21 protein-coding genes and 1 tRNA gene are annotated in these 16,784 nt (G+C 42.2%); 12 read left to right on the forward strand and 10 right to left on the reverse strand.

Annotated elements, in window-relative coordinates; translation table 11 throughout:
- The first annotated feature begins 161 nt into the window (after positions 1–161).
- On the forward strand, positions 162–1,709 hold the full coding sequence (gene gggC, locus QP439_RS08075) for a streptosactin export ABC transporter GggC (protein WP_000919330.1): 1,548 nt from the start codon (positions 162–164) through the stop codon (positions 1,707–1,709).
- Positions 1,710–1,760: 51 nt separating this feature from the next.
- Here gggC and QP439_RS08080 read toward each other — a convergent pair whose 3' ends face one another.
- Together QP439_RS08080 and QP439_RS08085 are read right to left on the reverse strand one after the other, a co-directional pair.
- Positions 1,761–2,456, reverse strand: coding sequence for an LrgB family protein (locus QP439_RS08080; protein WP_001288946.1), 696 nt, complete (start codon positions 2,454–2,456; stop codon positions 1,761–1,763).
- Positions 2,453–2,827 carry a CidA/LrgA family protein gene (locus QP439_RS08085; RefSeq protein WP_143952424.1) on the reverse strand — a complete coding sequence of 125 codons (375 nt, stop codon included), beginning with the start codon at positions 2,825–2,827 and terminating at the stop codon, positions 2,453–2,455. The genes QP439_RS08080 and QP439_RS08085 overlap by 4 nt, the downstream gene beginning before the upstream one ends.
- 282 nt (positions 2,828–3,109) lie before the next feature.
- Here QP439_RS08085 and QP439_RS08090 point away from each other — a divergent pair, with 282 nt between their 5' ends.
- The 7 genes from QP439_RS08090 to queF all read left to right on the forward strand — a co-directional run bounded on the left by QP439_RS08090 (position 3,110) and on the right by queF (position 6,659).
- Entirely contained in the window at positions 3,110–3,490 is a 381-nt protein-coding gene (locus tag QP439_RS08090; protein ID WP_049543100.1) for a MarR family winged helix-turn-helix transcriptional regulator, read from the forward strand.
- A gap of 99 nt (positions 3,491–3,589) precedes the next feature.
- On the forward strand, positions 3,590–3,811 hold the full coding sequence (locus QP439_RS08095; RefSeq protein WP_000570249.1) for a DUF4649 family protein: 222 nt from the start codon (positions 3,590–3,592) through the stop codon (positions 3,809–3,811).
- A gap of 16 nt (positions 3,812–3,827) precedes the next feature.
- The gene (trxA, locus tag QP439_RS08100; RefSeq protein WP_001029581.1) at positions 3,828–4,142 is read left to right on the forward strand and encodes a thioredoxin; all 315 of its coding nucleotides are present in this window, start codon (positions 3,828–3,830) and stop codon (positions 4,140–4,142) included.
- Positions 4,143–4,343: 201 nt separating this feature from the next.
- The gene (gene queC / locus QP439_RS08105; protein WP_285389343.1) at positions 4,344–4,997 is read left to right on the forward strand and encodes a 7-cyano-7-deazaguanine synthase QueC; all 654 of its coding nucleotides are present in this window, start codon (positions 4,344–4,346) and stop codon (positions 4,995–4,997) included.
- Positions 4,997–5,440, forward strand: coding sequence for a 6-carboxytetrahydropterin synthase QueD (gene queD, locus QP439_RS08110; protein WP_285389346.1), 444 nt, complete (start codon positions 4,997–4,999; stop codon positions 5,438–5,440). Before queC ends, queD begins: the two co-directional genes overlap by 1 nt.
- Positions 5,433–6,149 carry a 7-carboxy-7-deazaguanine synthase QueE gene (gene queE, locus QP439_RS08115; RefSeq protein WP_285389349.1) on the forward strand — a complete coding sequence of 239 codons (717 nt, stop codon included), beginning with the start codon at positions 5,433–5,435 and terminating at the stop codon, positions 6,147–6,149. The genes queD and queE overlap by 8 nt, the downstream gene beginning before the upstream one ends.
- Positions 6,150–6,167: 18 nt before the next feature.
- Positions 6,168–6,659: a preQ(1) synthase gene (gene queF / locus QP439_RS08120; protein ID WP_000082587.1), complete on the forward strand. Its 492-nt coding sequence runs from the start codon at positions 6,168–6,170 to the stop codon at positions 6,657–6,659.
- 57 nt (positions 6,660–6,716) lie between these two features.
- Here queF and QP439_RS08125 read toward each other — a convergent pair whose 3' ends face one another.
- Positions 6,717–7,385, reverse strand: a complete 669-nt coding sequence (locus QP439_RS08125; RefSeq protein WP_285389352.1) for an MIP/aquaporin family protein — start codon at positions 7,383–7,385, stop codon at positions 6,717–6,719.
- Positions 7,386–7,641: 256 nt separating this feature from the next.
- On the opposite strand from QP439_RS08125, the gene QP439_RS08130 reads away from it, so the two are divergent.
- Positions 7,642–8,406 carry a (S)-acetoin forming diacetyl reductase gene (locus QP439_RS08130; RefSeq protein ID WP_000048147.1) on the forward strand — a complete coding sequence of 255 codons (765 nt, stop codon included), beginning with the start codon at positions 7,642–7,644 and terminating at the stop codon, positions 8,404–8,406.
- 107 nt (positions 8,407–8,513) lie between these two features.
- On the opposite strand, the gene QP439_RS08135 is transcribed toward QP439_RS08130, so the two are convergent.
- On the reverse strand, positions 8,514–9,305 hold the full coding sequence (locus QP439_RS08135; protein WP_285389371.1) for a DUF2785 domain-containing protein: 792 nt from the start codon (positions 9,303–9,305) through the stop codon (positions 8,514–8,516).
- Positions 9,306–9,316: 11 nt separating this feature from the next.
- Positions 9,317–9,649, reverse strand: coding sequence for a winged helix-turn-helix transcriptional regulator (locus tag QP439_RS08140; RefSeq protein ID WP_000182730.1), 333 nt, complete (start codon positions 9,647–9,649; stop codon positions 9,317–9,319).
- A gap of 149 nt (positions 9,650–9,798) precedes the next feature.
- Between QP439_RS08140 and QP439_RS08145 the strand changes: the two genes are divergently transcribed.
- Positions 9,799–10,188, forward strand: coding sequence for a nuclear transport factor 2 family protein (locus QP439_RS08145; protein ID WP_125451342.1), 390 nt, complete (start codon positions 9,799–9,801; stop codon positions 10,186–10,188).
- 168 nt (positions 10,189–10,356) lie between these two features.
- Here QP439_RS08145 and pepF read toward each other — a convergent pair whose 3' ends face one another.
- The 5 genes from pepF to QP439_RS08170 all read right to left on the reverse strand — a co-directional run bounded on the left by pepF (position 10,357) and on the right by QP439_RS08170 (position 14,905).
- Entirely contained in the window at positions 10,357–12,153 is a 1,797-nt protein-coding gene (pepF, locus tag QP439_RS08150) for an oligoendopeptidase F (protein ID WP_285389357.1), read from the reverse strand.
- A gap of 10 nt (positions 12,154–12,163) precedes the next feature.
- A complete protein-coding gene (locus QP439_RS08155) occupies positions 12,164–12,907 on the reverse strand; it encodes a 16S rRNA (uracil(1498)-N(3))-methyltransferase (RefSeq protein ID WP_285389360.1) in 744 nt (247 codons plus the stop codon).
- Position 12,908: 1 nt separating this feature from the next.
- Complete coding sequence (gene prmA / locus QP439_RS08160; RefSeq protein ID WP_350224146.1) at positions 12,909–13,859, reverse strand: 50S ribosomal protein L11 methyltransferase; 951 nt, start codon at positions 13,857–13,859, stop codon at positions 12,909–12,911.
- Between the two features lie 137 nt (positions 13,860–13,996).
- Positions 13,997–14,425, reverse strand: a complete 429-nt coding sequence (locus QP439_RS08165; RefSeq protein WP_285389364.1) for an NUDIX hydrolase — start codon at positions 14,423–14,425, stop codon at positions 13,997–13,999.
- A gap of 9 nt (positions 14,426–14,434) precedes the next feature.
- Positions 14,435–14,905 (reverse strand): DUF3013 family protein, encoded by a 471-nt coding sequence (locus QP439_RS08170; protein ID WP_285389366.1) that lies wholly within the window; start codon positions 14,903–14,905, stop codon positions 14,435–14,437.
- A gap of 115 nt (positions 14,906–15,020) precedes the next feature.
- Here QP439_RS08170 and QP439_RS08175 point away from each other — a divergent pair, with 115 nt between their 5' ends.
- Positions 15,021–16,292: a replication-associated recombination protein A gene (locus tag QP439_RS08175; RefSeq protein WP_285389369.1), complete on the forward strand. Its 1,272-nt coding sequence runs from the start codon at positions 15,021–15,023 to the stop codon at positions 16,290–16,292.
- A gap of 264 nt (positions 16,293–16,556) precedes the next feature.
- Positions 16,557–16,629: transfer RNA gene (locus QP439_RS08180), tRNA-Lys, on the forward strand.
- Positions 16,630–16,784: the final 155 nt, after the last annotated feature.

Genomic DNA, 16,784 nt, shown 5'->3' on the forward strand with positions numbered 1-16,784 from the left:
GGGACTTTTTTTCTACACAAAAATAGGCTCCATAATATCTATAGGGGATTTACCCACTACAAATATTATAGAGCCCATTTTTAATATGAAGTATTTAATAAAAAGGAGTATAATAACTTTAAAATTGATTACATGTATATCGATAAGGAGGGCAACTCTTTATGCTGAAAAGATTTGTTACTAAGAAGCACCTCATACTTTACTTCTTTTCTATTGCCATTACTTGGCTGGAAGCAATTATCACACCAGCCCTTGTTCAAAATATTGTTGCTAGTTTTACCAATCAAGAACTAGGCCTTCTTTGGAAAGTTTTGATTTTAGGAATCCTTGGTAATCTCATCCTCTTACTGGGTTTGGCTGGGAAACGTTATTACTACGCTCGTTTGATTACTGACTTCAAATATGGAATCAAGAGTGCTATTTTCAAGCGATTTTTAAACAGTTATGAGATTGATGAAAAAGATATCTTGTCCGACCTAGAAAACGACGTCAAGCAACTAGAAGAAAACTATATTGAGCCAACGGTCATCATCATTTCTTCTCTGGGCTTTACCACTGTGTCCATTCTCTATGCCCTATGGACCAATTTTTACCTGGGCTTGATTTTCATCCTCTTCTACTCCTTTCCTGTCCTCTGCAGTGCTGTCGGATCAAAGCGTTTGGATTCACTTTCTGAAAAGCGGTCCACTGTTAACCAGAGCTACTTAGCAAGCTTGACAAATTTTATTGGTGGTAGCCAACAAATTCGCCATTATCAGGGGCAAGACTACTTTTTTGCTCGCTATCAAAAGCAATTACAAACCAGTCTAGATACCGAAATTAACTATGAAAAACAACGAACTTTAAACAGTCTCTTGATCAATAGCATCGATGCCTTTTGTTCTGTCACACCAATCGTCATCGGTGGCTTTATGACCTACTATAATTATTTAGATGCGGCGAGTTTTGTGGCCATCTATCTAGTTTCCCATAATATCGGCTATCAATTCCAAGAGTTGGCTTACTTTACCAACACCCGAAAAGCGAATCGAACTCTTCTCAATAAATACCAAAAACTTTTGAACCAGTCTGATCCCATCTTGCCTAGAATCATAGAAAACATTTTCCCTATCCAACTTAACAGCATCTCCCTAGAAAAAGATGGAAATAACCTCCTGTCTCCGATTTCCATGCACATCAAGCAAGGAGAAAAAATTGCCATTATCGGGGAAAGTGGCTCTGGTAAGACAACCCTGCTCAATATCATTCATGGAGAAGAGACACCAACAAGTGGACAGATTAGCTTTGCTGGTCAAAACCTGTCACGTCAAGAAATCACAAGCTTTAGTTCCTATATCCTCCAAGATAGCCATTACTTTGACACGCTCTCTCTGGACGACAATATCCTTCTAGGACTGGATAAAAATCCAGATACTTTAAATCATATCCTCAAAAAAACAGGATTAGAACATTTGAAAAATCGAACGCTCAGCAATGATAGTCTGTCTGGTGGCGAGAAACAACGCCTTGAAATAGCTCGTGCCCTCTACCATGATAGCCAACTCATCTTAGCAGATGAAATCAAGGCCAATCTTGACTTGGAAAATAGCAGAAAAATTAGCGACTTGCTCTTCTCCCTACCTCAAACAGTTATTGAAGTCATTCACCACTATACAGAAGAAGACTTAAAACACTATGACCAAGTCATTCACTTACGAAAAGGAAAGTAATATTCTATAAAATACGATTTTAAAAAGCAAGGAACCAAAATTCCTTGCTTTTTAACTCAATATCAAGCTGGCTACAATAGGGCTGACAAAGACATAGAGAATACCGGTAACACCGATAGCCAAACCACCCATAGCTCCTGCTACAGAACCGTATCGAAAGGCTGTTCCCGTTCCGACAGCATGACCTGTTCCTCCAAGGGAAAGACCAACAGCTACTGGGTCATCAATTTTCAACCACTTCAAGAGGGTTGGGCCGATGACACTGGTTAAAATCCCAGTCGCCACTACAACCACCAAGGTCACGGTCGTCAGACCTTGCAATTTTTCTGTAATTCCCACTGCCATGGCGGTTGTCACTGACTTCGGAAAGAGAGAAATGGCTAGGAAAAAGTCCATTCCAAAAATCTTAGCTACAAGGGCTGTGAAAGAGGTATTGACAACTACTGCTAACAGACTACCAAAGAGAATACTCCGTGCATGGTGCTTCATCAAGTGAAAACTCTTATAAAGCGGAATCCCCAGAGCCACGGTCGATGGAACAATCAAGTTGTTCAGATAAACACCACCTTGGTAGTAATCCTGGTAAGAAATACCCGTCGCCTTTAGAAAGATGATAATGAAAACAGCTGACAAAAGCAAGGGCGTTGTCAATGGATGAGGAAAACGTCTGTAAATCAACATCCCCACTAGATAGGCTAAGATAGACAGGGCAAGCCCAAACAGGGGATTGGAAACAAATTCACTCATTTGGAATCTCCTTTCTCATAATCTCCCTCAAACCGTCTCTTGATAAACTGAACTACCAAGGCTATGAGGATAATATTGATGACTGCTGCAAAAAAGACAATCAAAACAATTGGCAAAAGATAGGGAGCAATCACATCAAACTTCTCCATGATTCCCACTGCTGGTGGCAAAAAGAGAATGGTCATATTGGCCAGCAAGAAGTTCCCTACCATGTTGACATGTCTGGTTCTCAGCCACTTGAATTGCAGGGCTAAAAAGAGAATGATTAAGCCGATAATACTGCCTGGGATGGGCAAATGAAAGAAACTGGAGATTCCCTCACCGATTAGAGAAATCACAAAGAGAATCATTAATTGAACATATAATTTCATCCTAAACTCCACGAAATAGACTTCTTGCATACCAGTTTACTCTTTTTTCAGAAAATTTCAAGGAAATGCACAAGAGTTGATGAAAGTTTGAGAAGAAAGGGGATACAAACAATTCTTGACTTGTGAAAACAGGCATGATTTAGGATAAAAGATGCCAGCGTCTTTCTTGCCAGCTCTTTTGAAAAGTAGTATAATTATTGCATGCGCAATCATCTTGTAATGTGGAGACTGTCCGTTAATGGACATTCTTCTATTTACAACTCTAAAAAGAAAGGAGATACTATGACCTATTTGGAAAAATGGTTTGACTTCAATCGTCGTCAGAAAGAAATTGAAAGTCTCTTGGAAGAGACTATTGCCCAGCAGAGCGAGCAAAGTCTGACCTTGAAAGAATTCTACCTGCTCTACTATCTGGACTTGGCTCAAGAAAAATCTCTACGCCAGATTGACCTGCCAGACAAACTTCATCTGAGTCCGAGCGCTGTTTCTCGGATGGTGGCTCGCTTGGAAGCTAAAAATTGCGGTCTGCTTAGTCGCAGGTGTTGTGATCAAGATAGACGCTCTAGTTTTATCTGCCTGACAAGTGATGGGCAAAAGACACTGGCCTCTCTACAGAAAGCTGTCGAAGCAAGCTTGGAAACTAGTTTGGATTTCTTGATTTAAGATGATTTTAGAAAAAAGTTGCGTGCGCAATCATTTTTCTTGACATTCTCTTTTACAAGGAGTAAAATAAAATCATCATTAAACAAAGGAGTTTTAAATATGATTGAAATTACCTATCTAGATGCCAGCAAGAACGAAAGAACTGTAACCTTCGATTCTTATGAAGACTTTGATCGTTCACAACAAGCTTGCCTTATCGGCGTCGCAGACTACTACCCTGTCCAAAAATTAACTTACAACGGTCATGATTTGGACTATCATGGAACTTATGGAGATATCTTCTTCTATCTCAAGAAACAAGATTTAAGCCAATATAACTAAAAAAAGGAGAAATACAATGGCAAAAGCAATTACAGATGCAACATTTGAACAAGAAACAAAAGACGGTTTGGTCTTGGTAGACTTTTGGGCAACTTGGTGTGGTCCATGTCGTATGCAAGGTCCGATCTTGGATAAATTGTCTGAAGAACTTTCAGAAGATGTTTTGAAAATCGTTAAAATGGATGTTGATGAAAATCCAAACACAGCTCGTGCCTTTGGAATCATGTCCATTCCAACCCTTCTCTTCAAAAAAGACGGCCAAGTTGTCAAACAAGTTGCTGGTGTACACACAGCAGAACAAATCAAGGCCATCGTTGCTGAATTGAGCTAATCATACTAGAGACCAAGCACTTGCTTTGGTCTCTTTTTTCTTGCCCTTTGCCATTTTTCAAAAAATATGCTAGACTATAGGTAGAATATTACGATGTTTGGGACACGCCATCGCTAAAAAAAACCTCGATTTGGTATTTTTTAGCTCCCTCAAGGGAGCTTTTTGCGTGCTCTGAACATTTCCCATTTTGGAAGGAGTACTATGAAACGTCAATCAGCCTTGGTCGTCTTTAGTGGCGGTCAAGATTCTACAACTTGCCTCTTTTGGGCTAAAGAACACTATGAAACGGTCGAAGCCATTACCTTTGCCTACGGTCAACGCCATCATCTCGAAATTCAAGTCGCTAAAGAAATTGCTAAGGAACAGGGTATTCGTCATCACATCCTAGATATGTCTCTGCTGGGACAAATCACTGAAAATGCCTTGACATCTGATCTGGAAATCGAGCAAAAAGAGGGAGAGGTTCCCAATACCTTTGTTGATGGTCGCAACCACCTCTTTCTATCCTTTGCGGCAGTCCTTGCTAAGCAACGAGATATTAAAGATATCGTGACAGGTGTCTGCGAGACAGACTTCTCAGGCTACCCCGATTGTCGAGATGTCTTTGTCAAATCTCTCAATGTTACGCTCAACCTGGCCATGGATTACGACTTCGTTATCCAAACACCTCTCATGTGGCTAGACAAGGCTGAAACTTGGGAATTAGCTGACCAACTCGGTGCCTTTGACTATGTTCGTGAAAAGACCTTAACCTGCTACAACGGGATTATCGGAAGTGGCTGCGGAGATTGCCCAGCCTGCCACCTACGTCAACATGGTTTAGATGTTTATCTCTCACAGAAAGGAGAGGACTAATGTTTTTTGCACCCAAAGAAATCAAACAGGAAACCGGGGAGTCTCTTGTCTACAATTCTCACAGAACCTTGGTATCAAAAGAATTTACCTTTGACGCTGCCCACCACCTCTTTCACTATGAGGGAAAATGCAAATCCCTTCATGGTCACACCTATCATTTGCAGATTGCTGTCAGTGGATTTTTAGATGAACGTGGCATGACCTACGATTTTGGAGATATCAAATCGATCTACAAGAACTACTTAGAGCCCCACTTAGATCATCGCTATCTCAATGAAACCCTTCCCTATATGAACACGACTGCTGAAAATATGGTTTACTGGATTTTCCAAACCATGAATCAAGAGTTGCCAGACGAGCGCGGTCTCCGTTTGGAATACGTTCGCCTCTATGAAACTCCGACTGCCTTTGCAGAGTTTAGACGGGAGTGGTTAGATGACTAGGGAACGTGTTCTCAAACTACCAGTTCTGGAAATTTTTGGCCCAACCTTTCAAGGCGAAGGTCGTGCAATCGGGCAGAAAACCATGTTTGTCCGCACTGCTGGTTGCGACTACCACTGCGACTGGTGCGATTCTGCCTTCACTTGGGATGGTTCGGAAAAACCAACTCGTATGACTGCTGACGAGGTCATTGCTGCCTTGGATAAACTAGGAAGCTACGACTACGTCACCCTATCTGGGGGAAATCCTGCTATCCTAGCAGCCAACATGGCCGAACTCGTCACTAAACTCAAGGAACGTGGTGTCACTCTGGCTGTTGAAACTCAAGGCTCTCGCTGGCAAAATTGGTTAAAAGACATCGACCAGGTTACTCTGAGTCCAAAACCTCCTTCATCCAAGATGGAAGTCAACTTTGAGACCTTGGACTTTATCGTTTCCCAACTGGATCCAGACAAGGTCACCTTTAAAATCCCTGTCTTTGATGATGCAGATTTGGCTTTTGCCAAAGGAATTCAAGAACGCTACCAACCAGATGTCCTCTTCTTATCGGCTGGAAATCCTGAGCCCAAGGCCACAGGCAATATTATCCAAGATCAACTGGACCGTCTCAAAGAACTCTGGGAACGCGTCGCTACTGACGATAGCTGGGGCAATGTCCGCGTCCTTCCTCAACTCCATACCCTCCTCTACGATAATCAACGTGGTGTTTAAAATTAGAAAGAAAAAATCATGTCACAACAAGAAGAAATGAAAAACCTAAGCCTACTGGGCAACAAAGAAACCAACTACATTTTCGAATATCAACCAGAAGTCCTGGAATCCTTTGACAATCGTCATGTGGAAAATGACTATTTCATCAAATTCAACTGCCCTGAATTCACCTCACTTTGTCCGATCACTGCTCAGCCAGACTTTGCGACGATTTATATTTCCTACATTCCTGACAAGCTCTGTGTCGAGTCAAAATCTCTCAAACTTTATCTCTTTAGCTACCGAAACCACGGCGATTTCCACGAAAACTGTATCAACACCATCGGGAAAGACTTAGTCAACTTGCTAGACCCTCGCTATTTAGAAGTCTGGGGAAAATTCACTCCTCGCGGTGGCATTTCAATCGATCCCTACTATAACTACGGTAAACCTGGAACTAAGTATGAAGGCTTGGCAGAACAACGCCTCTTCCAACACGACCTTTATCCAGAGAAAATTGACAACCGTTAAACTCATACGAAAAAGCCCTGTTCCTCGAGATGAGGAGCAAGGCTTTTTGAGTTTCAATTATTCTTCTGTTCCAAGGAAGTTTTTCGCAACAAGAGCTGCAAGAACCCCACCAACGATTGGCGCAAGGATGAAAATCCAAACTTGTTGAAGAGCTGCGCCACCTACCAAAACAGCTGGTGCCAAGCTACGAGCTGGGTTTACTGAAAGTCCAGTAATGTTCAATCCCACAAGAATCATCGCCATCAAGGACAAACCGATTACCAAACCAGCAATAGCACCATTTCCCTTGCTTTCTGAAGTCACAGTCATGATAACCAAAACAAACAAGAAGGTTGCAATGACTTCAAACAAGAAACCACCAAAGACAGTGACACCGTTTGCCAAGGCATTTTCACCAAGACTAGCAGTTGACATACCTGAATTCGCCAAGAGGAAGAAGACAGCGCCAGAAGCGATGAAGGCTCCAACCACTTGTCCAAGGATGTAGTTAAAAAGGTCTTTTGATGACAAACGTTTGTTTACAAACATAGCAATCGAAACAGCTGGGTTCAAGTGAGCACCTGAAACAGTTCCGATTGAGTAGGCTGCAACCACGATTGCCAGACCAAAGGCAAAGGCAATCCCTAGGTGACCAAGGCCATCAAGACCATTTCCAAAAACAACGGCTCCTGTCCCAATGAACACAAGCATGAACGTACCGATTAACTCAGCGACAAATTTTTTCATTTTCTTTCTCCTTTTTTCAAAAACTAGATACTAGTCTATCAAAAGTAGGAAAGGGTTTCAAGAAAATTGATTGGAAATTTCAGGTTAAAATTCTGTAAAAACGGTAGTGTTTATTTGAAACATTTTTTTCAAAGGTGTATACTAATAGCGTAGTTTTGATAGGGGTTACAAAACCCATTATAAAAGCTCATTTGTAAACCTTTGCTGTTCTTTTATGAACGTTTGAATGGTATCGTGAATACCAAGGAGGAATCATATGTCTAAAGTTGCTATTGTCACAGGTGCAGGTCAAGGAATCGGTTTTGCAATTGCGAAACGATTGGTTCAAGATGGCTTTAAGGTAGGAGTCTTAGACTACAATCCTGAAACAGCTGAAAAGGCTGTTGCCGAATTATCAGCTGAAAATGCCTTCGCTGTCGTGGCCGATGTTTCGAAACAGGCAGAAGTTGCACAAGCATTTCAAAAGGTTGTTGACCATTTTGGTGATTTGAATGTTGTCGTAAATAACGCTGGTGTTGCTCCAACTACTCCTCTTGATACAATTACTGAGGAACAATTTACACGCACTTTCGGTATCAACGTTGGTGGTGTCATTTGGGGTTCACAAGCTGCACAAGCGCAATTTAAAGCACTTGGCCACGGAGGTAAAATTATCAACGCAACCTCTCAAGCCGGTGTAGTGGGCAATCCAAATCTAACTGTTTATGGTGGAACAAAATTTGCTGTTCGTGGAATTACGCAAACATTAGCACGTGATTTAGCAGACTCAGGCATCACTGTTAACGCCTACGCACCAGGTATTGTGAAAACACCAATGATGTACGATATCGCTCATGAAGTTGGTAAAAATGCAGGAAAAGATGACGAGTGGGGTATGCAGACATTTGCAAAAGATATTACTCTAAAACGTCTATCTGAACCAGAAGATGTGGCTGCAGCCGTCAGCTTCCTTGCAGGACCAGATTCAAACTACATTACAGGACAAACCATTATCGTTGATGGTGGTATGCAATTCCATTAAGATACACAAAAAGAGGTTGGAAAATGATTCAACCTCTTTTATTAGTCTTCATTATTAGTTAGGAGGATACAATAGAAACTCTTTCAAAAAGTAATATTAGCTTATCCCTAGTTTTGAAAAGACTGGATAGCTTCTTTCAAGTCATCTTGTAAACTATTTCTCTGGTCAAGTTGGACATAGACTTCCAACAGACAGGACTTAAAGTTGGAAAATTTATAAAAATCTTCCCTTTCTTCTATCGGAAAGTCAACAGTTTTTATCCAAGAAGCTACTTGCTCTTGCTCCAACTTCCCTTGTAAAATAGGTTCATAGATCACTCTTGCTAAACGCCAATCCTCATCATCTGTAAAGCGAAGCGAAATTCTTTTAAATAGTTGGCCAAGTATATCAAATACTTCATGAACTCTGTTTTTAGGAAAGTCTGGATGACAAACCACCTCTGTCAGTAAATCGGCTCCATGTGCAAAGGCATGAACCCAACCATACTGACTTGAAAAACCCGTTGTATCCTTTTCTTTTGAAAGATAATACAACCCTTGATTTAAAAGGACATTACGAATTTCTGATTGTAATCCCTGATAAAAAACCGATTGCTGGTTGGCATCAGCAGACAAGAGATTTGCATAAATAAGCGCCCTAAAAGAACGTTCAAGGGTTGACAAGCCTACCTTATCAATCTCTTTATCTAGTCCTCCATCAGCTGATACCACCTCAGCAATGAAATAAAATTGTTCGTGTGTAAATAGCTCTTCCTGAATCCCTCTAGCAAAGCTTGTAAAAACAAGGTCATCGCGAATTTCTGGAGAAGAATCTCCCAAATGATCAAGCAACCATTGGATTTCCTCCTGATGATAACTTGGTTTTTCTTCTGCTATTTTTCTAAGTAACTCTTGATACATGGTCAATACCTCTACATTTCTAGCAACTTGATATAATCTAGACCCCATTTCTCGACAGCATCTAAAACAACTCTGAATTCCTGCCCCATTTCGGTTAAGCTGTACTCAACTCGTGGGGGAACTTCGGCATAGACCTTTCGTTGAACAATCTTATCCTTTTCTAATTGACGGAGATGACGGGTCAAAATAGTTTGAGTAATCCCAGGCAATAATCTCTGCAATTCTTTAAATCGTTTGGTACCTGTACTCAACTGATAAATGATTACCAGTGCCCATTTCCCCGTTAAAACCCTCTGCGTTGTCGCAAATGGACAAATACCATACTCACTCACTTTATTTGTCATAAAATATCCTCTTTCTATTTTTTAAAAAAATTTATCTTTTAATATCAATAAAAGTACTACTTTTGATACTAGCTATCGAAAAAGTGTCTACTTGTTTTTTTGTTTGTAACTGTTACAATTATATCATAAAAAAGAAATGGAGAATATATATGTCAACAAACTTAGAAATTTTCAACGCTTATAACCAAGCTTTAATTGCTGGTGACTTTCCTGGCGTCTTTGAAACGATGGCAGACGATATTGTCTGGCATCAACCTGGTACTCATAGTATATCTGGTACAGTTGTTGGTAAGGACAAGCTAGGAACTCACCTGGCTACATTTGCTGAGAAAACTAATGGAACCTTTAAGGTAGTAACAAATTGGGTTTCTGACAATAAGGATTTAATCGCAGCTAATGTTACTTTTCTTGGAACACGTGCTGATGGTACTGAACTCAATATGAACGGGATTGACCTCTTCCGTATTGAAGACGGAAAAATCAAAGAAGTTTGGCTCTTCTCTTCAGATCAAGCTGAAGAAGATAGCTTTTGGGGATAATTAAAGAGGCCAGAACAAAAAATTTTGATTTTAGGAATTCTTTATTATAAATTTTTAAAATCGATAGATTAGAAAAAAAGCGAACAAGACAGAATTCTGAGTGTCAGATAACTCGTTTTGTTCGCTTTTTATATTTAAGGTTAGACTTTTGTCCCAGACTCTTTTAATTTACTCTCCCAACTGGGCACTGTAGGCGATGATCTGATCAACTGTGTCAGACAAGAATTGGATGGTATCACGAAGTGGTTTATCTGTAGAGATATCTGCTCCGATAATCATAGCTGACTCAAGCGGTGTCTTGCTACCACCTGATTTGAGGAGATTGAGCCAATCTTCAGCTCCAGTTTCTGAATGTTTCAGATGAAGGTAACCCGCAGTCGAGATGACTAGTCCTGCTGAGTAAGTATAACTATACAAGCCCATGTAGTAGTGAGCTTGACGCATCCAAGTCAAAGCCGCATCGTCGTCAATTTCAATGGCATCTCCCCAGAAATCCGTCAAAACTTCCTTCATAATACTGTTAAGTTTGCTTGCTCCAAAGGTCTCTCCTTCTTCAATCAATGTATACACCTTACGCTGGAAGGCTGCTTCTAAGAGGTGAGTGATAAAGTTATGGAAGTAGGTGTCTGTCAAGCGGTGAGCAAGAGCGAAGCGTTTTTGACGAGGGTCGTCAGATTGGTGCTCCAAGTAATCACTGAGAAGCAATTCATTGAAAGTTGACGGTGCTTCAACATAGTAGGTAGACATATGGGCATTGAAGTAACTTTGGTGGTTGTCAGAAAAGATAAATTGACCAGAATGCCCGATTTCATGAATCAAGGTATAGACATCGCTCAAACGACCTGTCCAGCTCATGAGGACATATGGGTGCACGCGATATGGGTCCGCCGCATATCCGCCAGAATCCTTGTCACTGTTAGCAGCAAAGTCCACCCAGCGCTCTTCTTGATAGCGAGCAACTTCCTGACAATATTCTTGTCCCAAAGGTTCTACGGACTTCATGACCAAATCATAGGCGTCGTCAATAGTCACTTGAGGATTAAGGGCGCTGTCCAAGTCCAATTTCCAGTCTGCAAAGGTCATCTTTTTAAGACCATTGACCTTGGCAACATGCTTGAGGTATCTCTGAGCAACCGGCGCAAAATCCTTCATGATGAGGTCAATCTGGCGGTCAAACATGGCACGGTCCACTTCTTGTTCAGCCAGAAGATAATCAAAGACTGAGTCGTAACCCTTCATATCTGCCAGTAGTTTTTCAGACTTGACTTGGGCTAGATAGGCTGCTGCAGCCGTATTTTGGTGCTTACGAAGACCTTCTGAGAAGGAACGGAAGGATTTCTCACGAACCTCAGCGTCCTCATGGTTTTGGTAGAAATTCTCATAGGTAACAAAGCTGTTTTTGTAGGTCTTGCCATGGGCTTCAAAGTCAGCCATTTCAAAGTCCCCAGCTCGCATCTTAGTGTAAATGTCCTGTGGACTGTAGAAAACTTCACCGAGATTGGTCAAGGCCTTCTCCACATCAGCCCCTAGATAGTGGGCTTTTTTGATTTTTGCCTGACGAATAGCTGCCGTCAAGTGAGGCAATTCACCCAAACGGTCCAAGACTTCCTCATCAGCTTCTACCAAGGCATCGTCAAAGAAGGTCAGAGCTACGCTGGCGTCTGTTTCAAATTCCATCCCAGCTTGGGCAATGTTGGCAAATTCGTCATTGCTATAGTCTGTCGTCTGAGGCATAAAGCCATAGTTACCAATATGGCTCATCTGAATATAGATTTGCTCCAGTTCCGCAAAAGCCTTTTCAAAATCCTCAAAAGTATGAAGATTGCCCTTATAATCACGGCTAAACTGGTTGATGTCTTCGCGAGCTTTCTCGATTGCACGCAAAAAATCCTCACGGTCTTGGTATAGGGCTGTTAAATCCCAAAGTTCCTTCTCTGGAAATTCTGAACGTTGTTTTTGTTCCATTTTCTTCCTCTTATTTCTCTAATTCTAATAAAACACTAAGGGCTGATAAGGCGTAAAGCGGTGCTGTTTCTGCTCGCAAAATACGAGGACCAAGACCTGCCAAGACTGCTCCCTTAGCTTCAAAACTTTCGATTTCTGCAGGTGACAGACCACCTTCTGGACCAAAGATAAAGAGCAATTTGGCTCCCTTCTCGAGTCCATTAACTGCTTGTAAAAGCGCAGCGGCTTCTCCTTCTTTTGCCGACTCTTCATAAGCCACTACAATGCGGTCAAATTGGTCAAGTTGGGCTAGAAAATCTCCTTTCTTCTCAAAAAGCTTGATACTTGGGATACGATTACGCTTGCTTTGCTCGGCCGCTCCAAGGGCAATTTTTTCTAGTTTTTCAACTTTTTTGCCCAATTTCTTGCCATCCCACTTGGCGACCGACCAATCGGCAGGGAAGGCCCAAACCTGGCTGGCACCAAGTTCCGTCACTTTTTGCGTGATGAACTCAAGCTTGTCTCCCTTGGGAAAGCCTGATGCGATGGTCACTTGGACAGGCAGCTCTACATTGTCAGCTAATGCTTGGACCAATTCAAACTGACGATTTTCCACATCCAGCACGCGCGCCAAATGCTTGATGCCATCATCAAAGACCAAGGTCACTTCATCATCTTCTTTCAGGCGCATAACCTGAAACATATGCTTGCTGGTTTCCTTGTCCTCGATGGTGACAGGAGAGATAGCACTGCCTTTTACAAAATACTGCTGCATGCTAACCTCCAATCACACCTGAAATATCCTTGGTTTTCTTAAAGACACAGGCATTCCATTCCCCTTGAATCATGTGGGTTTCAAGGAAAAATCCAGCTGACTCAGCCGACTCGCGCACCATGTCCCACTTGTCCTTGATAATCCCACTCATGATGAGGTAGCCTTCATCCTTGACCAAACGATAAGCATCCTCTGTCAGATGAATGAGAATATCCGCTAAGATATTAGCCACAATGACATCTGCCTCAATTTCAACACCCTTGAGCAAATCACCTGCTGCAACATGAATATTTTCCATGCCAGGGTTGAGCTCAATATTTTCCTGAGCCACCCGAACCGCCACATCATCCAGGTCATAGGCGAAAATTTCCTTGGCACCAAGAAGCGAACTAGCAATGGAGAGGACCCCTGATCCTGTCCCCACATCCAGCACAGTTTCACCACCACGAAGGACCTGCTCCAAGGCAAAGAGGCTCATCTTAGTTGTTGGATGTGTCCCAGTACCAAAGGCCATACCAGGATCCAGATTGATAATCTTTTCTCCCGCAGTCGCCTCATAGTCCGTCCAAGACGGCACGATAGTCAAGTCATGGGTAATACGAGCTGGTTCATAGTATTTCTTCCAATTGTCCGCCCAGTCTTCCTCAGCCAAGGCAGTCGTCCCCATCTTGACTTCACCTAAATCCATAAAATCTGTCAACTCTGCTAAACGAGCCTGCAAGTCTGCCTCAACCACTGCCACATCAACCGTTTCAGGGTAGTAGGCTGTCACTACGATTTCTTCTTGCTGCTCCACCTCTGGGAAAATTTCACCGAAACGATCCACATTTCCCACATAGTCCATGCTGTCTTCAATCGCGACACCTTGCGCTCCCAGCTCAATCAAGAGATTGGAAACCAATTCCTCTCCCTCACGCTTCACTGTAACTTTTAACTCTTGCCATGTTTCCATCATTAAGATACCAAGCCCGTAAAACACAAAGCCAAAATAGGAAATTCTCTGAAGACTCTTGTGTCTAAGAGAAGTTTATCTTTTTGGCACAGTGTTTAGGGCGAGTTCAGTTTAGAAATGTAACTGAACCATCCTTTCTAATCACTTACTTTTAAATAATCTTTCAATCTCTCTTGCAGTTGAGGTACAACTTGACTAGAACTAAGAAACTCCTCAACATTCATGAGCTGATAGCCCTGTCCTTCATCTCCAAACACGATACTGTCAAACTGGTTCTGTGTCAACTGACCGACAAGAAATACAGATTGTTTATCCGCAAAAAGCATACTTGGATAAACCTTACTCCAAAGCAGACAATATTCAGTTAGATGAATGCTCAGTTCTTCATAAACTTCACGCGCTACACACTCAAAAGGACTTTCATCGTCTTCACGTCCACCACCAGGCAGTTCCCACATATTGGGCCAGGGAATGTTTGCCTTATCATCGCGTAAGATAGTCAAGAGCTTATCCCCACAAAACAAAGCAATCTTGCAGCCTGTGAAATCAGAAATCTCTATTTCCATGTCAAACTCCTAGTATCTCGGATAAGGATAAAATTCTCCCTCTTCCAAGCCCACTTTTCCTTCTTCAAAGACTTCTTGATTCCATTCCATGACGAATTCTTCTGCTTCTGGGTCATCCAAAAAGTCCATAAGGGCATCTAGACCAACCTCGGCAGTATCTTTAAGGAATAGTGCAAAATAGTTTAAAAATTCGCGAGAGAAACCTTTCTTTGGTAAGTAAGGAATAACCGTCAAATAGTCTTCCTCATTGACGGTTGACTTAGCAGGATTGTAAAAGAGTACCGCTTCTTCAAAGAGAATGTCATCTGATGAAACCTCTCCATCTTCATCCACCATCTCCACACCTGCAGGATTTTGTGCTTCTAGCAAAAAACTCACTTCAACTGCGTGGTTACGCTTGTCCCAACTAATCTCAAAGTCAAAGGGAAAGTTCTTCTCCAACTCTTCCTCTAAAACATCTAAAAATCCGTATGTTGCCATTTTGTCCTCTTTCTATGCGACTCTTAAATCGCCCCGATTGCTCGGAAATATGCTAAAATAGATACTACCATCTTACCACATATACATCAGAAAATCCACGTTAGAAAGGACTGCTATGCCAGACAATCTCGCGCTTCGCATGCGCCCTAAAACCATCGACCAGGTTATCGGTCAGAATCATCTGGTCGGACAAGGAAAAATCATCCGCCGCATGGTGGAAGCTAATCGCCTGTCCTCCATGATTCTCTATGGACCTCCAGGAATCGGTAAAACCAGTATTGCCTCTGCCATCGCTGGAACGACCAAGTATGCCTTTCGAACTTTCAATGCGACAGTTGATAGTAAAAAGCGACTGCAAGAAATCGCTGAAGAGGCTAAATTTTCTGGTGGTCTCGTCCTATTACTAGACGAAATTCATCGTCTCGATAAGACCAAGCAAGACTTCCTCCTGCCACTCTTGGAAAGTGGTCTGGTCATCATGATTGGGGCTACGACTGAAAATCCTTTCTTTTCTGTCACTCCTGCCATCCGTAGCCGTGTTCAGATTTTTGAGTTGGAACCTCTGTCTAACCAAGACGTCAAAGAAGCCCTTCAGATCGCTCTAAGTAATCCTGAGCGTGGTTTTGATTTTCCAGTAAAACTAGATGAGGATGCGCTGGATTTCATCGCAGCCTCTACGAACGGAGACCTGCGCTCTGCCTTCAACTCACTGGACTTGGCTGTTCTCTCTACCCCTGAGAATGACGAGGGCATCCGCCATATCACTCTAAACATCATGGAAAATAGCCTGCAGAGGAGCTACATTACCATGGATAAGGACGGAGATGGACACTACGATGTTCTCTCAGCCCTGCAAAAGTCTATCCGTGGCTCAGATGTTGATGCTAGTCTTCACTATGCTGCTCGCTTGATTGAGGCTGGAGATTTGCCTAGTCTCGCTCGTCGCTTGACCGTTATCGCCTATGAAGATATCGGTTTGGCCAATCCTGAAGCCCAGATTCACACCGTGACTGCTCTGGATGCTGCTCAGAAGATTGGGTTCCCAGAAGCCCGCATTCTCATTGCCAATGTCGTGATTGATTTGGCCCTTTCTCCAAAATCCAACTCAGCCTATGTAGCTATGGATAAGGCACTTGCTGACCTCAAAACATCAGGTCATTTGCCTATTCCACGACACCTGCGTGATGGGCACTACAGCGGAAGCAAGGAACTGGGGAATGCCCAAGACTATCTCTATCCACACAACTATCCTGGAAATTGGGTCAAGCAAGACTATCTGCCAGAAAAAATCCGCAATCATCACTATTTCCAAGCAGAAGATACTGGTAAATATGAACGGGCTTTGGCTCAAAGAAAGGAAGCTATCGACCGTTTGCGAAAAATCTGAAATCCTTTTCAAAAAATTGCACTTTCCTCTTGATTTTTTTTGAAAAAGTGGTATCATATAAACATAGAAACGCTGTGGTGTACGACTTCACACTTAAGTGTTGACCGACTATTTTTTGTATTATTAGGGAAACAAAAGTCTTCTAACAGCATGTAGGCCGTCTCACACGGAAACAGCTTCAGTTAGAGCGAGTTGCCCACCTGCTTAATTGCGCGGGTTCAATACAAACCGTGAAGTTTCGGCACCAATACAGCTTTTTTCTTTGCCTCCTTAGCTCAGCTGGCAGAGCAGCGGACTCTTAATCCGTGGGTCACAGGTTCGATCCCTGTAGGGGGCATCTAAATACAACAGGAAAAAGCCTTGTAAATCAAGGCTTTTTTTGCTTGTCTATAACTGATTTACCCCATCATTTGTCGGCTCTTTGTCAACTGTAGTGGGTTGAATAAAAGCTAAAACCGAGAAAGGACAAATTTCGTCCTTTCTTTTTTGATA

Origin of the sequence: Streptococcus sp. UMB1203, assembly GCF_030217725.1 — a bacterium.
GTDB lineage: Bacteria > Bacillota > Bacilli > Lactobacillales > Streptococcaceae > Streptococcus.